Origin of the sequence: Virgibacillus dokdonensis (assembly GCF_900166595.1) — a bacterium.
Taxonomy (GTDB): Bacteria; Bacillota; Bacilli; order Bacillales; family Amphibacillaceae; genus Virgibacillus; species Virgibacillus dokdonensis.
This window is the reverse complement of record NZ_LT745763.1, coordinates 780476-796349: the sequence shown is the minus strand read 5'-3', so window position 1 is coordinate 796349 and position 15874 is coordinate 780476. Positions and strand designations below refer to the sequence as shown.

The following is a 15874-nucleotide window of genomic DNA, read 5'->3' as shown; positions in this document are numbered from 1 at the left end:
TCTTAGGCGACAAACCGATGATGAATTAGCTTAGGGCAATGAAGTGAAGTTGTCCAGTTGCTGGGTGCTGGAGCCGGACATAGCTATTCAGTTATTCCCTTTTTCACACAAGTCTCTAATTTTATACTTTATTAACTTGTTAGAAAAACGTGGCTTGTATGATAAAGCTTAACTTTCCTACAGTGAATAAAACCTATATGAGGAGGTCTTTTATGTTAAATACCTATACAAAAAGTGTTTTTATTGATGGCGAGTGGCAGGATATAAACGAAAAATTAGCGGAAGTTATTTATAATCCAGCTACTGGAAAAGCAATCACATCGGTTGCTTATGCAGGTGCAGAGGAAACAAAGCAAGCTATTCATGCAGCGTTACAAGCATTCCCTATATGGAGTGAAAAAACGGGAAGAGAACGTGCATCATTTCTTTATAAGGCTTCGCAACTGATGTTAGAAGACGCGGAGCGACTCGGAAACATATTGACAATGGAACAAGGTAAACCACTCCGTGAAGCAGTAGGAGAAGTAAAAGGAGCAGCGCAATTTTTATTATGGTACGCCGAAGAAGCAAGTAGAAATTACGGGGAATGGCTTCCTTCATCGACAAATGCGAAAAGACTCGTTGTCATGTCACAACCAGTTGGCGTGATTGGTGCTATAACCCCGTGGAACTTTCCATCTTCTATGATTACGCGAAAACTTGCACCCGCATTAGCTGCAGGATGTACGGCTGTACTTAAACCTGCACCGGAGACCCCATTATCTGCTATTGAAATTATGAAGATTTTTGAACGTGCGGGCTTACCAAAAGGCGTAGTAAACCTCGTAACAGGAGATGCAGAAGCAATTGGTAAACAATTACTTACACATAAAGAAGTTCGACTACTTACCTTTACAGGTTCAACAGCTGTCGGAAAGCATTTAATGCGGGAAAGTGCTGAGCATGTAAAGAAGCTTTCTTTAGAATTAGGCGGGCATGCACCAAGTATCGTTTTTCCCGATGCCAATTTAGCAAAAGCCGCTTCGCTTGTTTTGGCGAGCAAGTTCCGTAATAACGGGCAAACTTGCATATGTACAAATCGCCTGTTTGTCCATGAATCAGTGGTTGCTGATTTCATCCAGTTATTAAAACAAAAGATTTCCAAATTTCAAATTGGCGATGGTTTAGAAGATGGCACAACTATTGGCCCGTTAATTAATGAACAGGCATGCAAAAAAGTAGAAGGACATGTTCAAAATGCCGTTGAAAAAGGAGCAGTTATCGAATACGGGGGAGAGCGTTGGCATAAACAAGGATTTTCTCATTGTTATTTCAATCCAACCATCCTTTCTAACATAACAGAGGATATGAAGATTATGCATGAAGAAACGTTTGGACCTGTACTGCCAGTTCAACCGTTCTCTGATGAGACAGAAGTAATTACAAAGGCTAACGATACAGACTATGGTTTAGCCGCTTATGTTTTCACAGAAAATACAAGTACGGCTATTCGTGTATCCGAAAAGCTTGATTATGGTATCGTTGGTGTGAATGACGTATTCCCTGCAACACCTGAAGCACCATTTGGAGGTGTGAAACAATCTGGCTTGGGGAAAGAAGGCGGTCATCACGGGATGGAAGAATTTATGGAAAAGAAATTGATTTCTTTTGGTATGAATTAAGTTATTCTTTTGCTGTAATTTAGAAAACGAGACTGGTTTAAGCAGAAGATTTAGCATACCTAAGTATAAAAGCTCAAAAAGCGCAATTAGTATTAAGACATAGAATCTCAGAAATAGTTTTAGAATTATTATTTTAGTCAAGTAAGCCCTCTCTACTCTAGTATAGTAGGGAGGGTAAAACTATACTACCTTCAATATGAAATAGGAACATGATGTCACCCTTGTTTTCTAGCCTCATATTGTTTGTATAAATCTTTCAAAGCAGATGCAAGGGCGTTCCCTGCTTTCCCTAAATAATGCGCCTTTATCATTTCTACTGGCTTGTCAATTCCATCCTGCAAACTATGACCACGAAGCAAATGTTGCACAAATTCTTTTCCATGATCGGTAGCAAGTGTACAACTAGCTGTAACGATCACTGCATACTTTCTATCAATTTCAGCGGTAATTGTTAATGTCTCATACATACTTTGTGCCGCCATTCCTGAAGGCAGACGCGCATGTCCAGCAATAAAAACCGTATTCAATATCGTTTCCCTCCTACTAACTTTCTAACCTTAAATGGATAACTGCTTTATAATCGTTATCCATACTTCATCTGATAGCCTAGTTTTTCCGATATACGGTTAGCTGCCTGTTTTGTATCTTTCTTTAATTTTTGTAAGTTCTCTCCGCAAAATCGTGTTGATAATCCACTTATTGTCAATGAAGCTACCATTTCATGATGGTGATTAAAAACAGGGTAAGAGATACCTGTCGTATCTTCATCCTGCTCTCCGACACTGTAGGCAAAACCATTTTTTCTAATATCCCGTAATTCTTGAATTACGTTTTCTTTTTTCTCTAATGGAAGTTCCAATCGTTGCACAATCTCTTGTTGTTTTTCCTCAGGTAAATAAGCGAATAGTAATTTAGGACCAGAACCAAGATACAAAGGCACACTTTTGCCAACTTTCGTATACAACCGTAACGCCCGTCTACTCTCTACTTTTTCAATATATGTAGCCTGATCATGATTCATAATTACGAGATGCACCACTTCATTGATCTCTTTGGCTAACGCTTGCATAAAGGGCAGGGCTATCTGCCTAATTTCGATTCGGCTAGCAACTAAATTGCCTAATTCCATTAATTTTAAACCTAAACAGTATGTTCCACTTTCTCGCCCCTTCCCTCTTGAGACGTAACCCTTTTGTTCTAAAGCAGCAAGTAAACGGTATGTTGTTGGCTTTGACATACCAGCTTGTTCAGCAATTTCTTTCAGGGATAACTTATTATTCTCATCTTGAAATAAATCGATTAATGTCAATGCTTTCAAGACACTTTGATTCATCAATGAGGCTCCTTTTATTCTTTTAGATAGTACGAACATCCATGGCATTATCGTTATTCTATGGATCTTGTACATATGGTATATTGCTTCTTAAATATGTTGAATCACACTACTTCTCTACCTTTTGTTAGACAATTTAGTAGCACTTTCCATCAGTGGGGGCTTTTATTTTTATCCCCCACTGTTACATACTGACAGTTACTTGTTACTTAAACCGTGTTCTATTTCTCCTTTACGTGCGAATAAACAGTCTGCTGTTCTTTCGTTACTTGCTGTTCAGAAATGGATACACCACGCTTTGCCATTTCTTTCATGTAAACATCTCCAGGAACGACTTGCTCAGGAGGATAAACTCCTTTTCTACCGATCTTTTGGCTGGCAATCATTTGTGCAACAATCGAAATCGTATTTGCTGTTGCCCTAGCCATCGCAGTAACATTTGTATGCACATCTTTATACGTTGTCATCTCATAGATATAGGTCGTTTCTACATCTGCCTTTTTACCAGCAACAAGTACTCGCAATAGGACGGCGTCTTCTTTATCACCTAAGTCAACGATAGGGTCTAAAACTTTTAACAATACATCACGCGGGCAAATTTCTTGACCATGTATATCAACAGAATAATTTTCTTTGGTTAAATTCAAATCAACAAGCAATTGAAACTTTTCTGCGTGCCCCGGATAACGTATCGTTTTGTATTCCAACGTTTCTAGTTGTGGAAAAGAAATGGATAATGTTGAAGTTCCCCCTGACGTATGAAAGGCTTCCAGTGGACCGAATCTATCAAAATGAATGGTTTCCACTTCAGATAAAGAAGGGACCTCCTGCTTTACACCATTTCTAATAATAAGGGATGGGTCTGTATAATGATCAAATACACCTTCCATCGAGAATACATGGTTATATTCTAATGGTGGTTCCGGTTTTACTGGAATACCACCTACATACAGCTTAATCGCTTTTAATTGGTCTAGCTTGCTAGCTCCAAAACCAGAAAGAATATTAATCATACCAGGAGCCACGCCTAGATCAGGAATTAACGTAACACCTGCTTCCTTAGCTTGTTTGTGGAGTGCTAAGACTTTATCTGTCATATGTCCGATATGCCCGCCTAAGTCAACGGCATGCACGCCCACACGAATAGCAGTTTTAGCAACAATTTCATTAAACGAGTAAAACAAAGCATTTATAACCACATCAAATTTTCGAATGTAATTAGCTAATTCAACATTATCTGCTGCGTTTACTTGATAAGGGGTCAGTTTATTCGAGGACAGTTGATTGCAAATATTACTCGCCTTTGATAAATCAATATCTGCTAAGCCTACAGCTGTCACCCCTTCACTCGCAACTAAATCTCTAGCTGCTTCTTTCCCCATTAGTCCAGCTCCTAAAACACCTACTTTCACTAAATCCCCTCCTTGTATAATCATTTTTAGGCTTGATAATTCCGCCTATTATTTCTAATCGTTTATTTGTTTACTACTTGAACATATTTACGTACATTGAACACGTCGCTTCACACGACAGGCGGACGATTCCTCAAGTTGACTTGAGATTTCTCATTCGCCAAAAGTGTTCAAATGCTCATCTCACTAGGGTCACTACCTTGAACTCACCAAACAACTTATTACCTGTAATTTCCTATATACAGGTTTTGGAGCACGCTTTCCTTTATTCGGTATCAATTTGCGCACGCTGTAATTTCCCACTAAAATCTACATAAATCGCCTTCCATTCCGTAAATACATCCAACGCCTGCACGCCTGAATCACGATGCCCATTCCCAGTTCCTTTCGTCCCCCCAAATGGAAGATGGATTTCTGCGCCTGTTGTTCCAGCATTGACATAAACAATGCCAGTATCTAAATCTCTTTGGGCACGAAATACACGGTTCACGTCTTTAGTGAAAATAGAGCTAGACAAGCCATATGATACTTGATTATTTACTTCAATTGCTTCATCAAAATCCGTTACAGAAATTAATGAAACGACAGGACCAAATATTTCTTCTTGAGCAATTCGCATTGAAGCAATCGCATCCGTAAAAATCGTTGGCGCAAAGTAATAACCTCCCAAATCGCCGTCCTTTGAGCTCCATTCTTCACCACCAGCAAGTAATGTTGCGCCTTCTTCTTTACCTAGTTGAACATATTTTTTAATTTTCTCCAATCCTTGTCGGTTAATAATTGGACCTACCTGCACCGTTTCATCCAGACCATTTCCGATGGTTAACTCTTCCACTTTCATAAGCAATCGTTCTTCTAGCTGTTGCTTTACCTTTTCATGTACAATTACTCTGCTACATGCTGTACAACGTTGCCCGCTCGTTCCAAACGCACTCCAAATGATCCCTTCTGCCGCTAAATCTAAGTCAGCATCATCCATTACGATTACCGCATTCTTCCCACCCATTTCTAACGACACCTTCTTCAGTTGTCGTCCACATGCAGCAGCAATGTCTCTACCAGTATTATTGGAACCCGTAAAAGAAATAACACGAATAGCTTCATGATGCACCATCGCATCACCTACTGAAGCCCCACTACCAAAGACAACATTTAGTACTCCTTTTGGCAATCCTGCTTCTGCAAAAATTTTTGCTAATTCATAAGCCATAATTGGCGTTTCTGTCGCAGGTTTCCAAACGACCGCATTACCAGCAACGATCGCCGGAAATGATTTCCACGTAGCGATTGCTATTGGAAAATTCCATGGGGTGATAATTCCCACTACACCAACAGGGCAACGCTGGCTCATCGCAAACTTATCCTTTAATTCTGCAGGCGTCGTTTGCCCAAATAACCGGCGTCCTTCTCCTGCCATATAAAAGGCCATATCAATTCCCTCTTGCACCTCCCCTCGCGCTTCTTCTAACACCTTTCCGTTCTCCATCGTTAATAATTGGGAAAGCATTTCTTTTCGCTCTTTCATTAAAATTCCTACTTGATAAAGAACTTCTGCCCGTTGAGGAGCTGGAACCAGTGACCAATCTTTTTGCGCTTGCTTTGCTGCTTCCACTGCTTGGTCGACTTCTGTTTTACCTGACAAGGGCACATGCACAATTTCCTGGCCGGTTGCCGGATTATGAACAGCTACTGTCGGATTTGCTTCCTGCCACTCCCCTGCAATAAAATTTTTCAGCTTATCTGTTTGTAAAATGGTTGTCATATGAAAACTCCTCCTATTTTGTATTTATCATTTTCTCGCTTTACGTATGTCTGTAATTGTTGCTGTCACAGATATTTGCTCAGGGTCACTCATAATTTCAATTACTGTTGGCTTTTTTATTTGACAACTTTCTGCAAACGCAACCTTAAATTCTTGCATCGTTGTAACCCGATAGCCAACCGCTCCCATACTGTTCGCTAATTCTTTAAAACGAACATCTCCTAAATCTGTAGCGACTACTCTTGTCGGATAATGCATTTCTTGGTGCATACGAATCGTCCCATACATCTTATTATTAAAAACGAGACATATGACTGGAATATCATAACGGACTGCTGTCTCTAATTCTTGACAAGTCATCATAAAACCGCCGTCTCCAGCAAAAGCGATAACTGTTCGCTCAGGGTAAGCAAGTTTTGCACCTATAGCCGCTGGTAGACCATATCCCATGGCACCTGAGGTCGGACCAACATACGTATGCGACTGATTAAACATATAAAATTGGTGGATCCAACTTGCAAAATTACCAGCATCATTCGTAATGATAGCGTCATGAGGTAATGTCGTTTTTATATGGTCAATAATATTTCTATTTATATTTGTAGATGAGCTTTCTTCCTTGCGACTCGCCTGCATATAAGCAGCATTGCAGGAAAAAGCCCAATTCTCCCAATTTGTAGAAGTTGATTTTAGCGTATTTAATTGCATGAGCGCTTCTTTTATATCCGCTACAATTGCCACATTTGGGGCATAGCTTTTGCCAATACTGTTGTAATCAATGTCAATATGGATGAGTTGTTGTTCTGGAGATAAAAGTGAATAATCTTGGGTGGTCACTTCTGATAGTCTCGTACCTAATGCTAAAACGACATCTGCCTGCTTTACGGTTTTTAATATGGACGTGGGTGTACCTAATCCAAGATGACCTGCATAAAGTAAATGATCATTTGGAAATACATCATGCCTACGAAACGCAGTTACTACTGGTAAATGCAACATTTCTGCAAAAGTTTGTAAATCTTGTTCTGCCTTTGCACTCTTTACACCACCGCCAGCGATGATGACAGGTCGTTTTGCATTTGTTAGTATTTCCTCTACTTGTTTCACTTCCCATACAGAAGGAGCTGGTGACGGTCTTTGTGGCATAGGCGGATAAAGCATATTCACTTCTTGAGGTAATACATCTTCTGGTAAAGAGACGATAACAGGTCCAGGTCTTCCTGAAGTAGCGATGTGAAATGCACGTTGGACTATTTCTACCGTTCGCTCCGCATCTGTCAATTCTATACTCCATTTGGCAATAGATTGAAAGTATTGCTCCAAATCCACCTCTTGAAATCCTTCTCTTCCCCGAAATTTACTATGAACTTGACCTAAAAATACGACCAATGGTGTAGAGTCTTGATAAGCGGTATGCACGCCAATTGATAAATTAGCCGCCCCAACTGCTCTTGTCGCCATAACAATACCGGGCTTTAAAGTAGATTTTGCATAAGCTTCTGCCATAAAGCTAGCACCACCTTCATGCCGAGCCGAAATCACTTCTATGGATGGTGTATCATAGAGCGCGTCTAAAACAGCTAAATAACTCTCACCAGGTACACAAAAAACTTTTTCTACTTGTGTTTGCTGTAGACAGTGTACGATTGCCTGTGCAGCAGTTTCTTTCCTCTCCTTCATTTCCTTCTAGTCACCTCTTTCTATTTAAAGCCTTTAAACGGCGAATGACTTCATCTAAACGTTCTGCATGCACAGAAAGGGAAATTCGAATAAATCCTTCTCCGTTATCTCCGAATGCCGTTCCTGGCGTTACAATGATCCCCGTTTCTTCCAAAACTCGATTTGCAAATGACAGAGAACTTTCGCCTTTAGGTACTCCTACCCAAAGGTATAACGTCCCTCTTGGTTTTTCAGCATGGAAACCTAATTCAGTTAAGACAAGATAAAGCTTTTCTATTCTCTGTTCATATACCAAGTTATTCTTTTCTACAGCGGTTAAATCACTCGTCAAAGCTTTTGCCGCAGCTTTTTGAATGGGCATAAACTGGCACGTATCTATATTACCTTTTAGCGTAGCAAGCGCATGAATAACTTCCTTATTTCCGACAACATAGCCAATTCTCCACCCTGTCATATTAAAACTCTTGGATAGGGAACCTAATTCAACAACGTTGTCTTTAGCGCCAGGTACTTGCAAAGCACTTGGCGCTCGATACTTTCCAAAGGTTACAAGATCATAAGCCGCATCATGTGCAAGTAGAATGTTATATTTTCGACAAAAAGAAACCGTTTCCAAGAAAGTTCGCCATTCTGCATGCGCTGCTGTTGGATTGTTAGGGTAATTTAAAAACATCATTTTTGCTTCTTCCGCATCATCTTTGGATATATGCTGGAACATAGGTGCGTACCCTTTTTTAGCGTCAAGTGGCAACGTGACACTTACTCCCCCTGCTAAATGAACGCCTTTTCGATAAGCTGGATAGCCAGGATCTGGAACAAGCACTTTATCCATTGGATTAATAACCGCTTGAATTAAGTTAGCAATCCCTTCTTTAGAACCAATTAATGCGAGTACTTCGGTATTAGGGTCAAGGGTGACCGCGTAGCGTCTATCATAATAAGAAGCTACTGCCTGCTTAAATTCGTCACATCCACTATATGGAGAGTAACGATGATTTTCCGGACACTTTACTTGCTCCTGTAATTCCTCACAAATAAATGCTGGTGTTGGCAAATCAGGAGAGCCAATCCCTAAATCAATGACATCTACACCATTATTCTCCAATTGTTTTTTTCGCTGCTGAAATTGCGAAAATAAATATGGAGGAAGATTTTGTACTTTTTCCGATATAAAAACCATTGCTTCTCTCCCTTACACAGTGACATTTAGTTACATAACATCTTTAACGGGCGTACCATATGAAACGTGTTGGCTGAAACAGTTTGCAAATAGTATACAAGCTCTATGGTAAGATAACAGCGGCAATCCTTCTATTTCATTAACTGAAATGGCATTTCATTTATTATCATTAGTATAAAATATGTTCTATCAATTAGCAATATACTGAATTTATTTTTTAATATTAAATTTCTGTTACGTCCCACAACTATTTATATCACTTTATTTCTGCGTACAGTGATAAATAAGCTTAAATTGATTAGTATAACTAGGCCTAAACCTAACCAGACATTTCCTGTAAATCCAAAGGTAATATACCCAATGCCAGCTATGCCTGCAGCTACAAGCGCATAAGGGATTTGCGTTGTAACATGATCAATATGATGGCAACTAGAACCCGTTGCCGACAAAATCGTCGTATCAGAAATAGGGGAACAATGATCACCAAAGACAGCTCCAGCTAAAACAGCCGCTAACATAGGTAAAAATAACGTTACATCAGTTGCTACTGCTATTTCAGCAGCAATTGGCAGTAAAATACCAAATGATCCCCAAGATGTACCTGTTGAAAATGCAATAAATCCCGCCATTAAAAATACAACAAATGGGAGTAAATCAAAACTTACATGTGTAGCTTCGACAACACTAGCTAAATAAACGCCCGTACCAAGCTGATCAATTAACGTTGCGATAGCCCAAGCAAAAATAAGAATACTGAACCCAGGCATCATCGATTTACCTCCTGTAGCAGCTCCTATAATAAAGTTTTTAAGGGATAGTTTACCTGTGCGAATATGTTGATAAAAAAGAATCATGGTTATTCCCATACCGATAACACCGCCAACGAATAACGCAAAAGATACATCAGCGCTCCCGAGTATATTCATCCATGTTTTTTCGCCTTCTACGTTACGTAAACCATTCACATAGATAGCAATTAATGTGGCCAAAAATAAAGTAATCATCGGAAAAACTAAATCGCGCTTTTGGCTAAGCTCACTTACAAAAAGTTTTGCATCGACATCTATTTGCTCTTTTCGCTCTGGACTTAATACCTCTCCTGTTTTTATTGCCCGCTGTTCATGCACTTTCATAGGCCCAAAGTCAACTTGTTTCATTGCTATCCATATGACGACGCCTAATGCAGCCCACACATAATAGTTCATTGGAATCATTTGTAAAAATGCTTGGAAAGCACCGTACTCCGTTATATGATGGGTCGCTAATAATGTACCTATAATACCAATAATATAAGCTCCCCAACTTGATATAGGTGCCACTACACTAATTGGAGCAGAAGTAGAATCGACAAGGTAAGCAAGCTTCGCACGTGATATGCGTTGCTTATCTGTGACAGGCTTCGCAATCTGTCCAACTGTTAAGCTGTTAAAATAATCATCAACAAAAATAATGATGCCAAATAAAACCGTCATTAACTGTGCTCCAGCTCTCGTTTTAACCTTACGAATCATCCATGTAGCAAAAGAACGTGTTCCTCCCATCATGGTAACTAAAGCTGTTAGCATACCTAGCATAAGCACAAATAACAATATAAAAATATTCCACGTATTTAGTGCCCCGTCTACAACAAACACCACTTTAAACGCTTCCCATATGAACTGTAATGTGCTTCCTAAACGAAACTCAGCTAAAAACAAACCTGCAGTAATAATACCTATACCTAGAGACAGTAATACCCTTTTTGTCAACAAAACCATGATAATTGCCATCACTGGCGGAATTAATGCCCATATTGTCTCTTCCATGTTACCGCTCCTCCCTATAAGCAAATTATTTCTTAGCAACTTTCTACACCTAGAAAACTTGCTTCTACTATAAACCTAAAAACGTCAAACTATCCTATAGTGCAAAACCAAAAACGATATTGGTATACTCTACCCTCTCTTTTTATTTTATAATTAACAATATTCTTTTTTATTTAAAAATAGTCCTCATCAGGTGTCATTTATCATTGCCTATTACAAGCTTTATAGTTTTTCTTTATCATTGTGGAATGTCCTGCCGCTCGTCTTCGTGGAGTTCTTATCGCAGGTGCAAGGCTATTCCTCTAAAAATACTTTAGATTTTCTATCGCGCCACAAGAAATGTAACCAAAACATCGTGTTATTTGTTAAAATAGTCAGTAAGGTCACTAAACTTAAGTTGTGGGAGGAAATAGTTTGAAAACAAATAGTAGTGAGGCAAAGCAATTAGATAAAAATGATACATTAGGCCACTATCGAGAAGAGTTTTACACCTCTTCTGAAAAAATTTATTTGGATGGTAATTCTTTAGGTTTACTATCTACCCGAGCAGAGACGGCACTTCTCCATTTATTAAATTCCTGGAAAGAGCATGGGATCGATGGATGGACGGAAGGAGAATATCCTTGGTTTTATTTATCGGAAAATTTAGGAGCGATGACCGCACCGTTAATAGGAGCCCATGATGAGGAAGTAATGATTACTGGATCAACAACTACGAATTTACATCAGCTTACAGCAAGTTTTTTTCAACCATATGGAAAGCGAACGAAAATCCTTGCTGATACCCTAAATTTCCCATCCGATATTTATGCATTAAAAAGCCAATTACAATTAAAAGGGCTTAACCCAGATGATCATCTCGTTCAAGTAAAAAGTACAGATGGAAACACATTACAAACGTCTGCAATTATTGAAGCAATGACAGAAGATATCGCCTTTATTATCTTGCCTAGTGTTCTATACCGAAGTGGGCAAATTCTTGATATGGAAACGATCACAAAAGAAGCGCATGTAAGAGGCATTAAAGTAGGCTTTGATTTGTGTCATTCGATTGGAGCCATTCCACATAAATTGTCAGCATGGGGCGTTGATTTTGCCTTTTGGTGTACGTATAAGCATTTAAACGGAGGGCCAGGTAGTGTTGGTGGCTTATATGTTAATCGCAAGCATTTCGGAACCGCTCCTGGACTTGCAGGATGGTTTAGTTCCGACAAAGGGAAACAATTTGATATGGAACATAACTTAACACCTGCTACTCATGCCGGTGCATTTCAAATTGGTACACCACATGTGTTAAGTGCCGCCCCATTAATTGGTTCACTGGAAATGATCACAGAAGCAGGCATAGAAGCAATAAGGAAAAAATCACTACAGTTAACAGCCTATTTCATGGATTTAATCGACAAAGAGCTTGCTGGATATGATTTTACAATAGCGAATCCACGTTCAGATTCCCTGCGAGGTGGACATATATATTTAGAACATAAAGAAGCTGCCCGCATATGTAAAGCATTAAAAGCAAATGGCATTATTCCAGACTTCCGCAACCCAAATGGGATTCGGTTAGCCCCCGTAGCTTTGTATAATACATTTTCCGAAATATGGCAAACCGTACAAATACTTAAAAATATTATGGAAGAAAAAACCTATACAAACTATGAAAATAAACGGGGAGTGATTGCATAGATGGCACAATGGATAGATATTTCCCAACCGCTTTCAACTCAGATTGCTCATTGGCCTGGAGACACGCCTTTTCAATATCAGTTAACTGCTTCTATCGAGGAAAAAAATTCTGTAAATATCGGCAATATACAAACGAGCTTGCATATTGGTACACATATTGATGCGCCGTATCACTTTAGCAAAAACGGAAAAACAGTCGACCAACTACCGCTCGAACCATATATTGGCAAGGCGGTAGTTCTCAATGTAAGTCGCACTGATATCATTAACGCTGCAGTTTTATCACAGATGAATTGGTCAAGCGATATCAAGCGCGTTTTATTACACACATCTTTGCCAAATAATCCAACTCGATTTCCTGAAACGCTTCCATATTTAGATCCAGATATTGCCCCCTTCTTGCAAGCGAAAGGTGTTGTTTTATTAGGCGTCGATATGCCTTCTGTCGATGCACCAGATAGTAAAGACTTAGCCACACATCATGCTTTGAACAAACATGGAATACTTATTTTAGAAAATTTGCTGTTGGATACTGTACCAATTGGAGAATACGAACTTATAGCCCTTCCACTAGCTATACAAGGCGCTGATGGTAGCCCTGTCCGAGCAGTCATTCGCCCCATTGAAAAGGAGGAGAAGCTACATGGTAAATAATAAAGAGGATCGCGTTTTTCATGCGGAAGATGGGATTCATACAGATTTCAAAGAGAAAATGACATATGGAGACTACTTACAGTTACAAACATTGTTAGCTAGCCAAAAACGTTTATCTAATCATCATGATGAAATGCTATTTATCATTATTCATCAAGTGAGTGAGCTTTGGCTAAAATTAATTATCCATGAAATCCAAGCAGCGATTACAGCAATTCAAGAAGGGAAATTGCAAGCATCTTTTAAAATGTTAGCACGTGTCTCCAAAACACAATCGCAAATTATTCAAGCTTGGGATGTATTATCTACTTTAACACCTGCAGAATACATGGAATTTAGAGACAGCCTTGGGAATGCATCAGGTTTTCAATCCTACCAATATCGGCTTGTCGAATTTGTACTTGGGTACAAGACCCCCTATATTTTAAAAATATATGAAAAAGACCCAGAGGTTTACCAAGTATTAAGGAATGCGTACTATGCACCTGGTCTTTATGATGTGGCTATTTTAGCTTTGGCAAAACAAGGATTAACAATTAATCCGGACATTTTACAACGAGATTATTCAAAAACATATGAAAAAGAGGCTTCCGTTGAGAAAGCTTGGTTAACCGTCTACCAAAATACCAACCATTATTGGGAATTATACCAGCTTGCGGAAAAACTGGTAGACATTGAAGATTGGTTCCAACAATGGCGATTCAGGCATATGAAAACCGTAGAACGAATTATCGGCTTTAAAACCGGAACAGGTGGTTCATCAGGTGTGCACTATTTAAAAAAAGTACTTGATCACTATTTTTTTCCTGAGTTATGGGAAATACGTAGCAAATTATAATGGCTTTTCTTTCACTCGTGTTAAATGTATAAATGGTTCATTTAGCAGTTATCTTTCTTGCTGGCTTGTGCAGCTCGGATCTTCCAATTCATGCAGGAGAATCATACAGATAAATGAAGCAGCAGTGTATACCCGCCTCACACGAAAATTCTTCTGCCCTTTTATGAATATGAAGTTTGAATTAATTGCGAAAATAACTTGACTTTTTTTAGCAATCAAAATAGAGTAAAATATAATCTACAAAACCAAAACATAGAGAGGTGGAACTCCTCTCTATTTTCATTTCGTTAGAAAAACTTGGCTTATTGTTAAGCCTTTATGGCGAAACGGAAAAAAGTTTTCACAGAAAGGAAGATAGACTTTTTATGCAAAATAAACCAGAACAATGGGCAAGTAAAATTGGATTTATTCTTTCGTCAGCTGGAGCGGCGATTGGACTTGGAGCTATTTGGAAATTTCCATATATGACAGGGGAAAATGGTGGTGGTGCTTTTTTCCTTCTATTTATCGCTTTTACGATTATTATCGGCTTACCTATATTAATAGCTGAATTTATTATTGGCAGAGGTGCACAAAAAGAAGCCATATCAGCATACCAAACGTTAGCTCCCAAACGAGGCTTATGGAAATTTATTGGCCATTGGGGCGTAGCTGGATCATTTCTACTCATGTCTTTTTATAGTGTTGTAGGTGGATGGGTGCTTACGTACAGCTTTTTATCTATTCCAGGAATGATTATTGGCAATGAAACAAATTATGCCGATCTATTCGCCACGATTACTGGTAGTCCTTTTTATACAATTTTAGGCCATTTCCTATTTATTCTAATTAACATTATTGTTGTTTCTTTTGGTGTTAAGGATGGAATTGAAAAGACAAGTAAAGTTTTAATGCCATTATTATTTATTTTTTTCATCATTCTCGTCATTCGTTCCGTCACTTTCGAAGGAGCCATAGAGGGAATTCGTTTCTTTTTACAACCTGATTTTTCTAAATTAAATACAGAAAATGTCCTTTATGCACTGGGGCAATCCTTCTTCTCCCTTGCAGTAGGTGTTTCCGTGATGGTCACTTATAGTTCTTACTTGAAAAAGGATGTTAGTTTGCCAATGTCGGCAGCTTCTGTTTCTATTATGAATATTTTTGTCTCTTTGCTTGCAGGTTTAGCTATATTTCCTGTTGTGTTTGCTTTCGGCTTAGAACCTGCTGAGGGGCCAGGGTTATTATTTATTGTTTTACCTGAAGCTTTTGCTCAGATGCCATTTGGAGAGTTGTTTTTAAGTTTATTTCTATTATTATTCTTATTTGCCGTATTAACCTCTTCACTTAGCATGCTCGAAATTATTACTGCTGCCATTACAGCAAAGAAACAACGTTCCCGACGGACCGTAGCTTTTTTGGCAGGTATGCTTGTATTTATTACCGGAATCCCTGCAGCATTGTCTTCTAGCAGTTTATCGGACGTAACTATTTTTGGAAAAACATTTTTCGATGCTTCCGATTTTTTAGTAAGTAATATTATGCTCCCTGGTGGGTGTTTATTTATTTCCTTATTTGTTGGCTTTAAGCTTGAAAAACAGCTAATGAAGCAAGAGTTCGGTTATGGGAATGAACTAGGAGATACGGTATATAAGGCTTGGTATCAATTACTGCGCTGGCTAGCGCCAATAACTATTCTTATCGTATTTTTAGGTTCTCTTGGCTTCATATAGGAGAACACGGATGCGACTGTAAGGGGATTATCAAATAACTCACTTTCTGTGTCATGAATTTCTGCTTCGTTTGAATTCGTTTGAACATTTGTAGAGAGGGAAGAATAATTATAGCAATTTATTTTTTCCTAAGAGGTTTACTTCCATTGCA

12 protein-coding genes are annotated in these 15874 nt (G+C 38.8%); 5 read left to right on the top strand and 7 right to left on the bottom strand.

The features are described from left to right. Nucleotides 1-212: 212 nt before the first annotated feature. Nucleotides 213-1661 carry an NAD-dependent succinate-semialdehyde dehydrogenase gene (locus B2C77_RS05440; RefSeq protein ID WP_077702725.1) on the top strand — a complete coding sequence of 483 codons (1449 nt, stop codon included), beginning with the start codon at nt 213-215 and terminating at the stop codon, nt 1659-1661. A gap of 215 nt (nt 1662-1876) precedes the next feature. Here B2C77_RS05440 and B2C77_RS05435 read toward each other — a convergent pair whose 3' ends face one another. The 7 genes from B2C77_RS05435 to B2C77_RS05405 form a co-directional block, all read right to left on the bottom strand. Then, entirely contained in the window at nt 1877-2188 is a 312-nt protein-coding gene (locus B2C77_RS05435; protein ID WP_077702724.1) for a DUF3870 domain-containing protein, read from the bottom strand. Between the two features lie 56 nt (nt 2189-2244). After that, entirely contained in the window at nt 2245-2994 is a 750-nt protein-coding gene (locus B2C77_RS05430; protein WP_077702723.1) for an IclR family transcriptional regulator, read from the bottom strand. Between the two features lie 221 nt (nt 2995-3215). Then, nucleotides 3216-4406, bottom strand: a complete 1191-nt coding sequence (locus tag B2C77_RS05425; protein ID WP_077702722.1) for a saccharopine dehydrogenase family protein — start codon at nt 4404-4406, stop codon at nt 3216-3218. 265 nt (nt 4407-4671) lie between these two features. Beyond that, nucleotides 4672-6168, bottom strand: a complete 1497-nt coding sequence (locus B2C77_RS05420) for an aldehyde dehydrogenase family protein (protein ID WP_077702721.1) — start codon at nt 6166-6168, stop codon at nt 4672-4674. 27 nt (nt 6169-6195) lie between these two features. Then, the gene (locus tag B2C77_RS05415) at nt 6196-7848 is read right to left on the bottom strand and encodes a thiamine pyrophosphate-binding protein (protein ID WP_077702719.1); all 1653 of its coding nucleotides are present in this window, start codon (nt 7846-7848) and stop codon (nt 6196-6198) included. Nucleotides 7849-7858: 10 nt separating this feature from the next. Then, complete coding sequence (locus B2C77_RS05410) at nt 7859-9028, bottom strand: aminotransferase class I/II-fold pyridoxal phosphate-dependent enzyme (protein ID WP_077702717.1); 1170 nt, start codon at nt 9026-9028, stop codon at nt 7859-7861. A 251-nt stretch (nt 9029-9279) separates the two neighbouring features. Beyond that, nucleotides 9280-10833 (bottom strand): Na+/H+ antiporter NhaC family protein, encoded by a 1554-nt coding sequence (locus B2C77_RS05405; RefSeq protein ID WP_077702716.1) that lies wholly within the window; start codon nt 10831-10833, stop codon nt 9280-9282. 414 nt (nt 10834-11247) lie between these two features. On the opposite strand from B2C77_RS05405, the gene kynU reads away from it, so the two are divergent. From kynU to B2C77_RS05385, 4 genes are all read left to right on the top strand, one after another. Beyond that, nucleotides 11248-12519, top strand: a complete 1272-nt coding sequence (kynU, locus tag B2C77_RS05400) for a kynureninase (protein WP_077702715.1) — start codon at nt 11248-11250, stop codon at nt 12517-12519. Further along, the gene (gene kynB / locus B2C77_RS05395) at nt 12520-13173 is read left to right on the top strand and encodes an arylformamidase (protein ID WP_077702714.1); all 654 of its coding nucleotides are present in this window, start codon (nt 12520-12522) and stop codon (nt 13171-13173) included. Beyond that, the gene (kynA, locus tag B2C77_RS05390) at nt 13163-14011 is read left to right on the top strand and encodes a tryptophan 2,3-dioxygenase (RefSeq protein ID WP_077702713.1); all 849 of its coding nucleotides are present in this window, start codon (nt 13163-13165) and stop codon (nt 14009-14011) included. Before kynB ends, kynA begins: the two co-directional genes overlap by 11 nt. Before the next feature lie 365 nt (nt 14012-14376). Then, entirely contained in the window at nt 14377-15723 is a 1347-nt protein-coding gene (locus tag B2C77_RS05385; protein WP_077702711.1) for a sodium-dependent transporter, read from the top strand. The last annotated feature ends 151 nt before the right edge of the window (nt 15724-15874 follow it).

What these genes read in the sequence shown, in the direction of transcription:
- B2C77_RS05440 (WP_077702725.1), top strand. Translation starts at nt 213, where the DNA reads ATGTTAAATACCTATACAAAAAGTGTTTTTATTGATGGCGAGTGGCAG.
- B2C77_RS05430 (WP_077702723.1), bottom strand. Translation starts at nt 2,994, where the DNA reads ATGAATCAAAGTGTCTTGAAAGCATTGACATTAATCGATTTATTTCAA.
- B2C77_RS05420 (WP_077702721.1), bottom strand. Translation starts at nt 6,168, where the DNA reads ATGACAACCATTTTACAAACAGATAAGCTGAAAAATTTTATTGCAGGG.
- B2C77_RS05415 (WP_077702719.1), bottom strand. Translation starts at nt 7,848, where the DNA reads ATGAAGGAGAGGAAAGAAACTGCTGCACAGGCAATCGTACACTGTCTA.
- B2C77_RS05410 (WP_077702717.1), bottom strand. Translation starts at nt 9,028, where the DNA reads ATGGTTTTTATATCGGAAAAAGTACAAAATCTTCCTCCATATTTATTT.
- B2C77_RS05405 (WP_077702716.1), bottom strand. Translation starts at nt 10,833, where the DNA reads ATGGAAGAGACAATATGGGCATTAATTCCGCCAGTGATGGCAATTATC.
- kynB (WP_077702714.1), top strand. Translation starts at nt 12,520, where the DNA reads ATGGCACAATGGATAGATATTTCCCAACCGCTTTCAACTCAGATTGCT.
- kynA (WP_077702713.1), top strand. Translation starts at nt 13,163, where the DNA reads ATGGTAAATAATAAAGAGGATCGCGTTTTTCATGCGGAAGATGGGATT.
- B2C77_RS05385 (WP_077702711.1), top strand. Translation starts at nt 14,377, where the DNA reads ATGCAAAATAAACCAGAACAATGGGCAAGTAAAATTGGATTTATTCTT.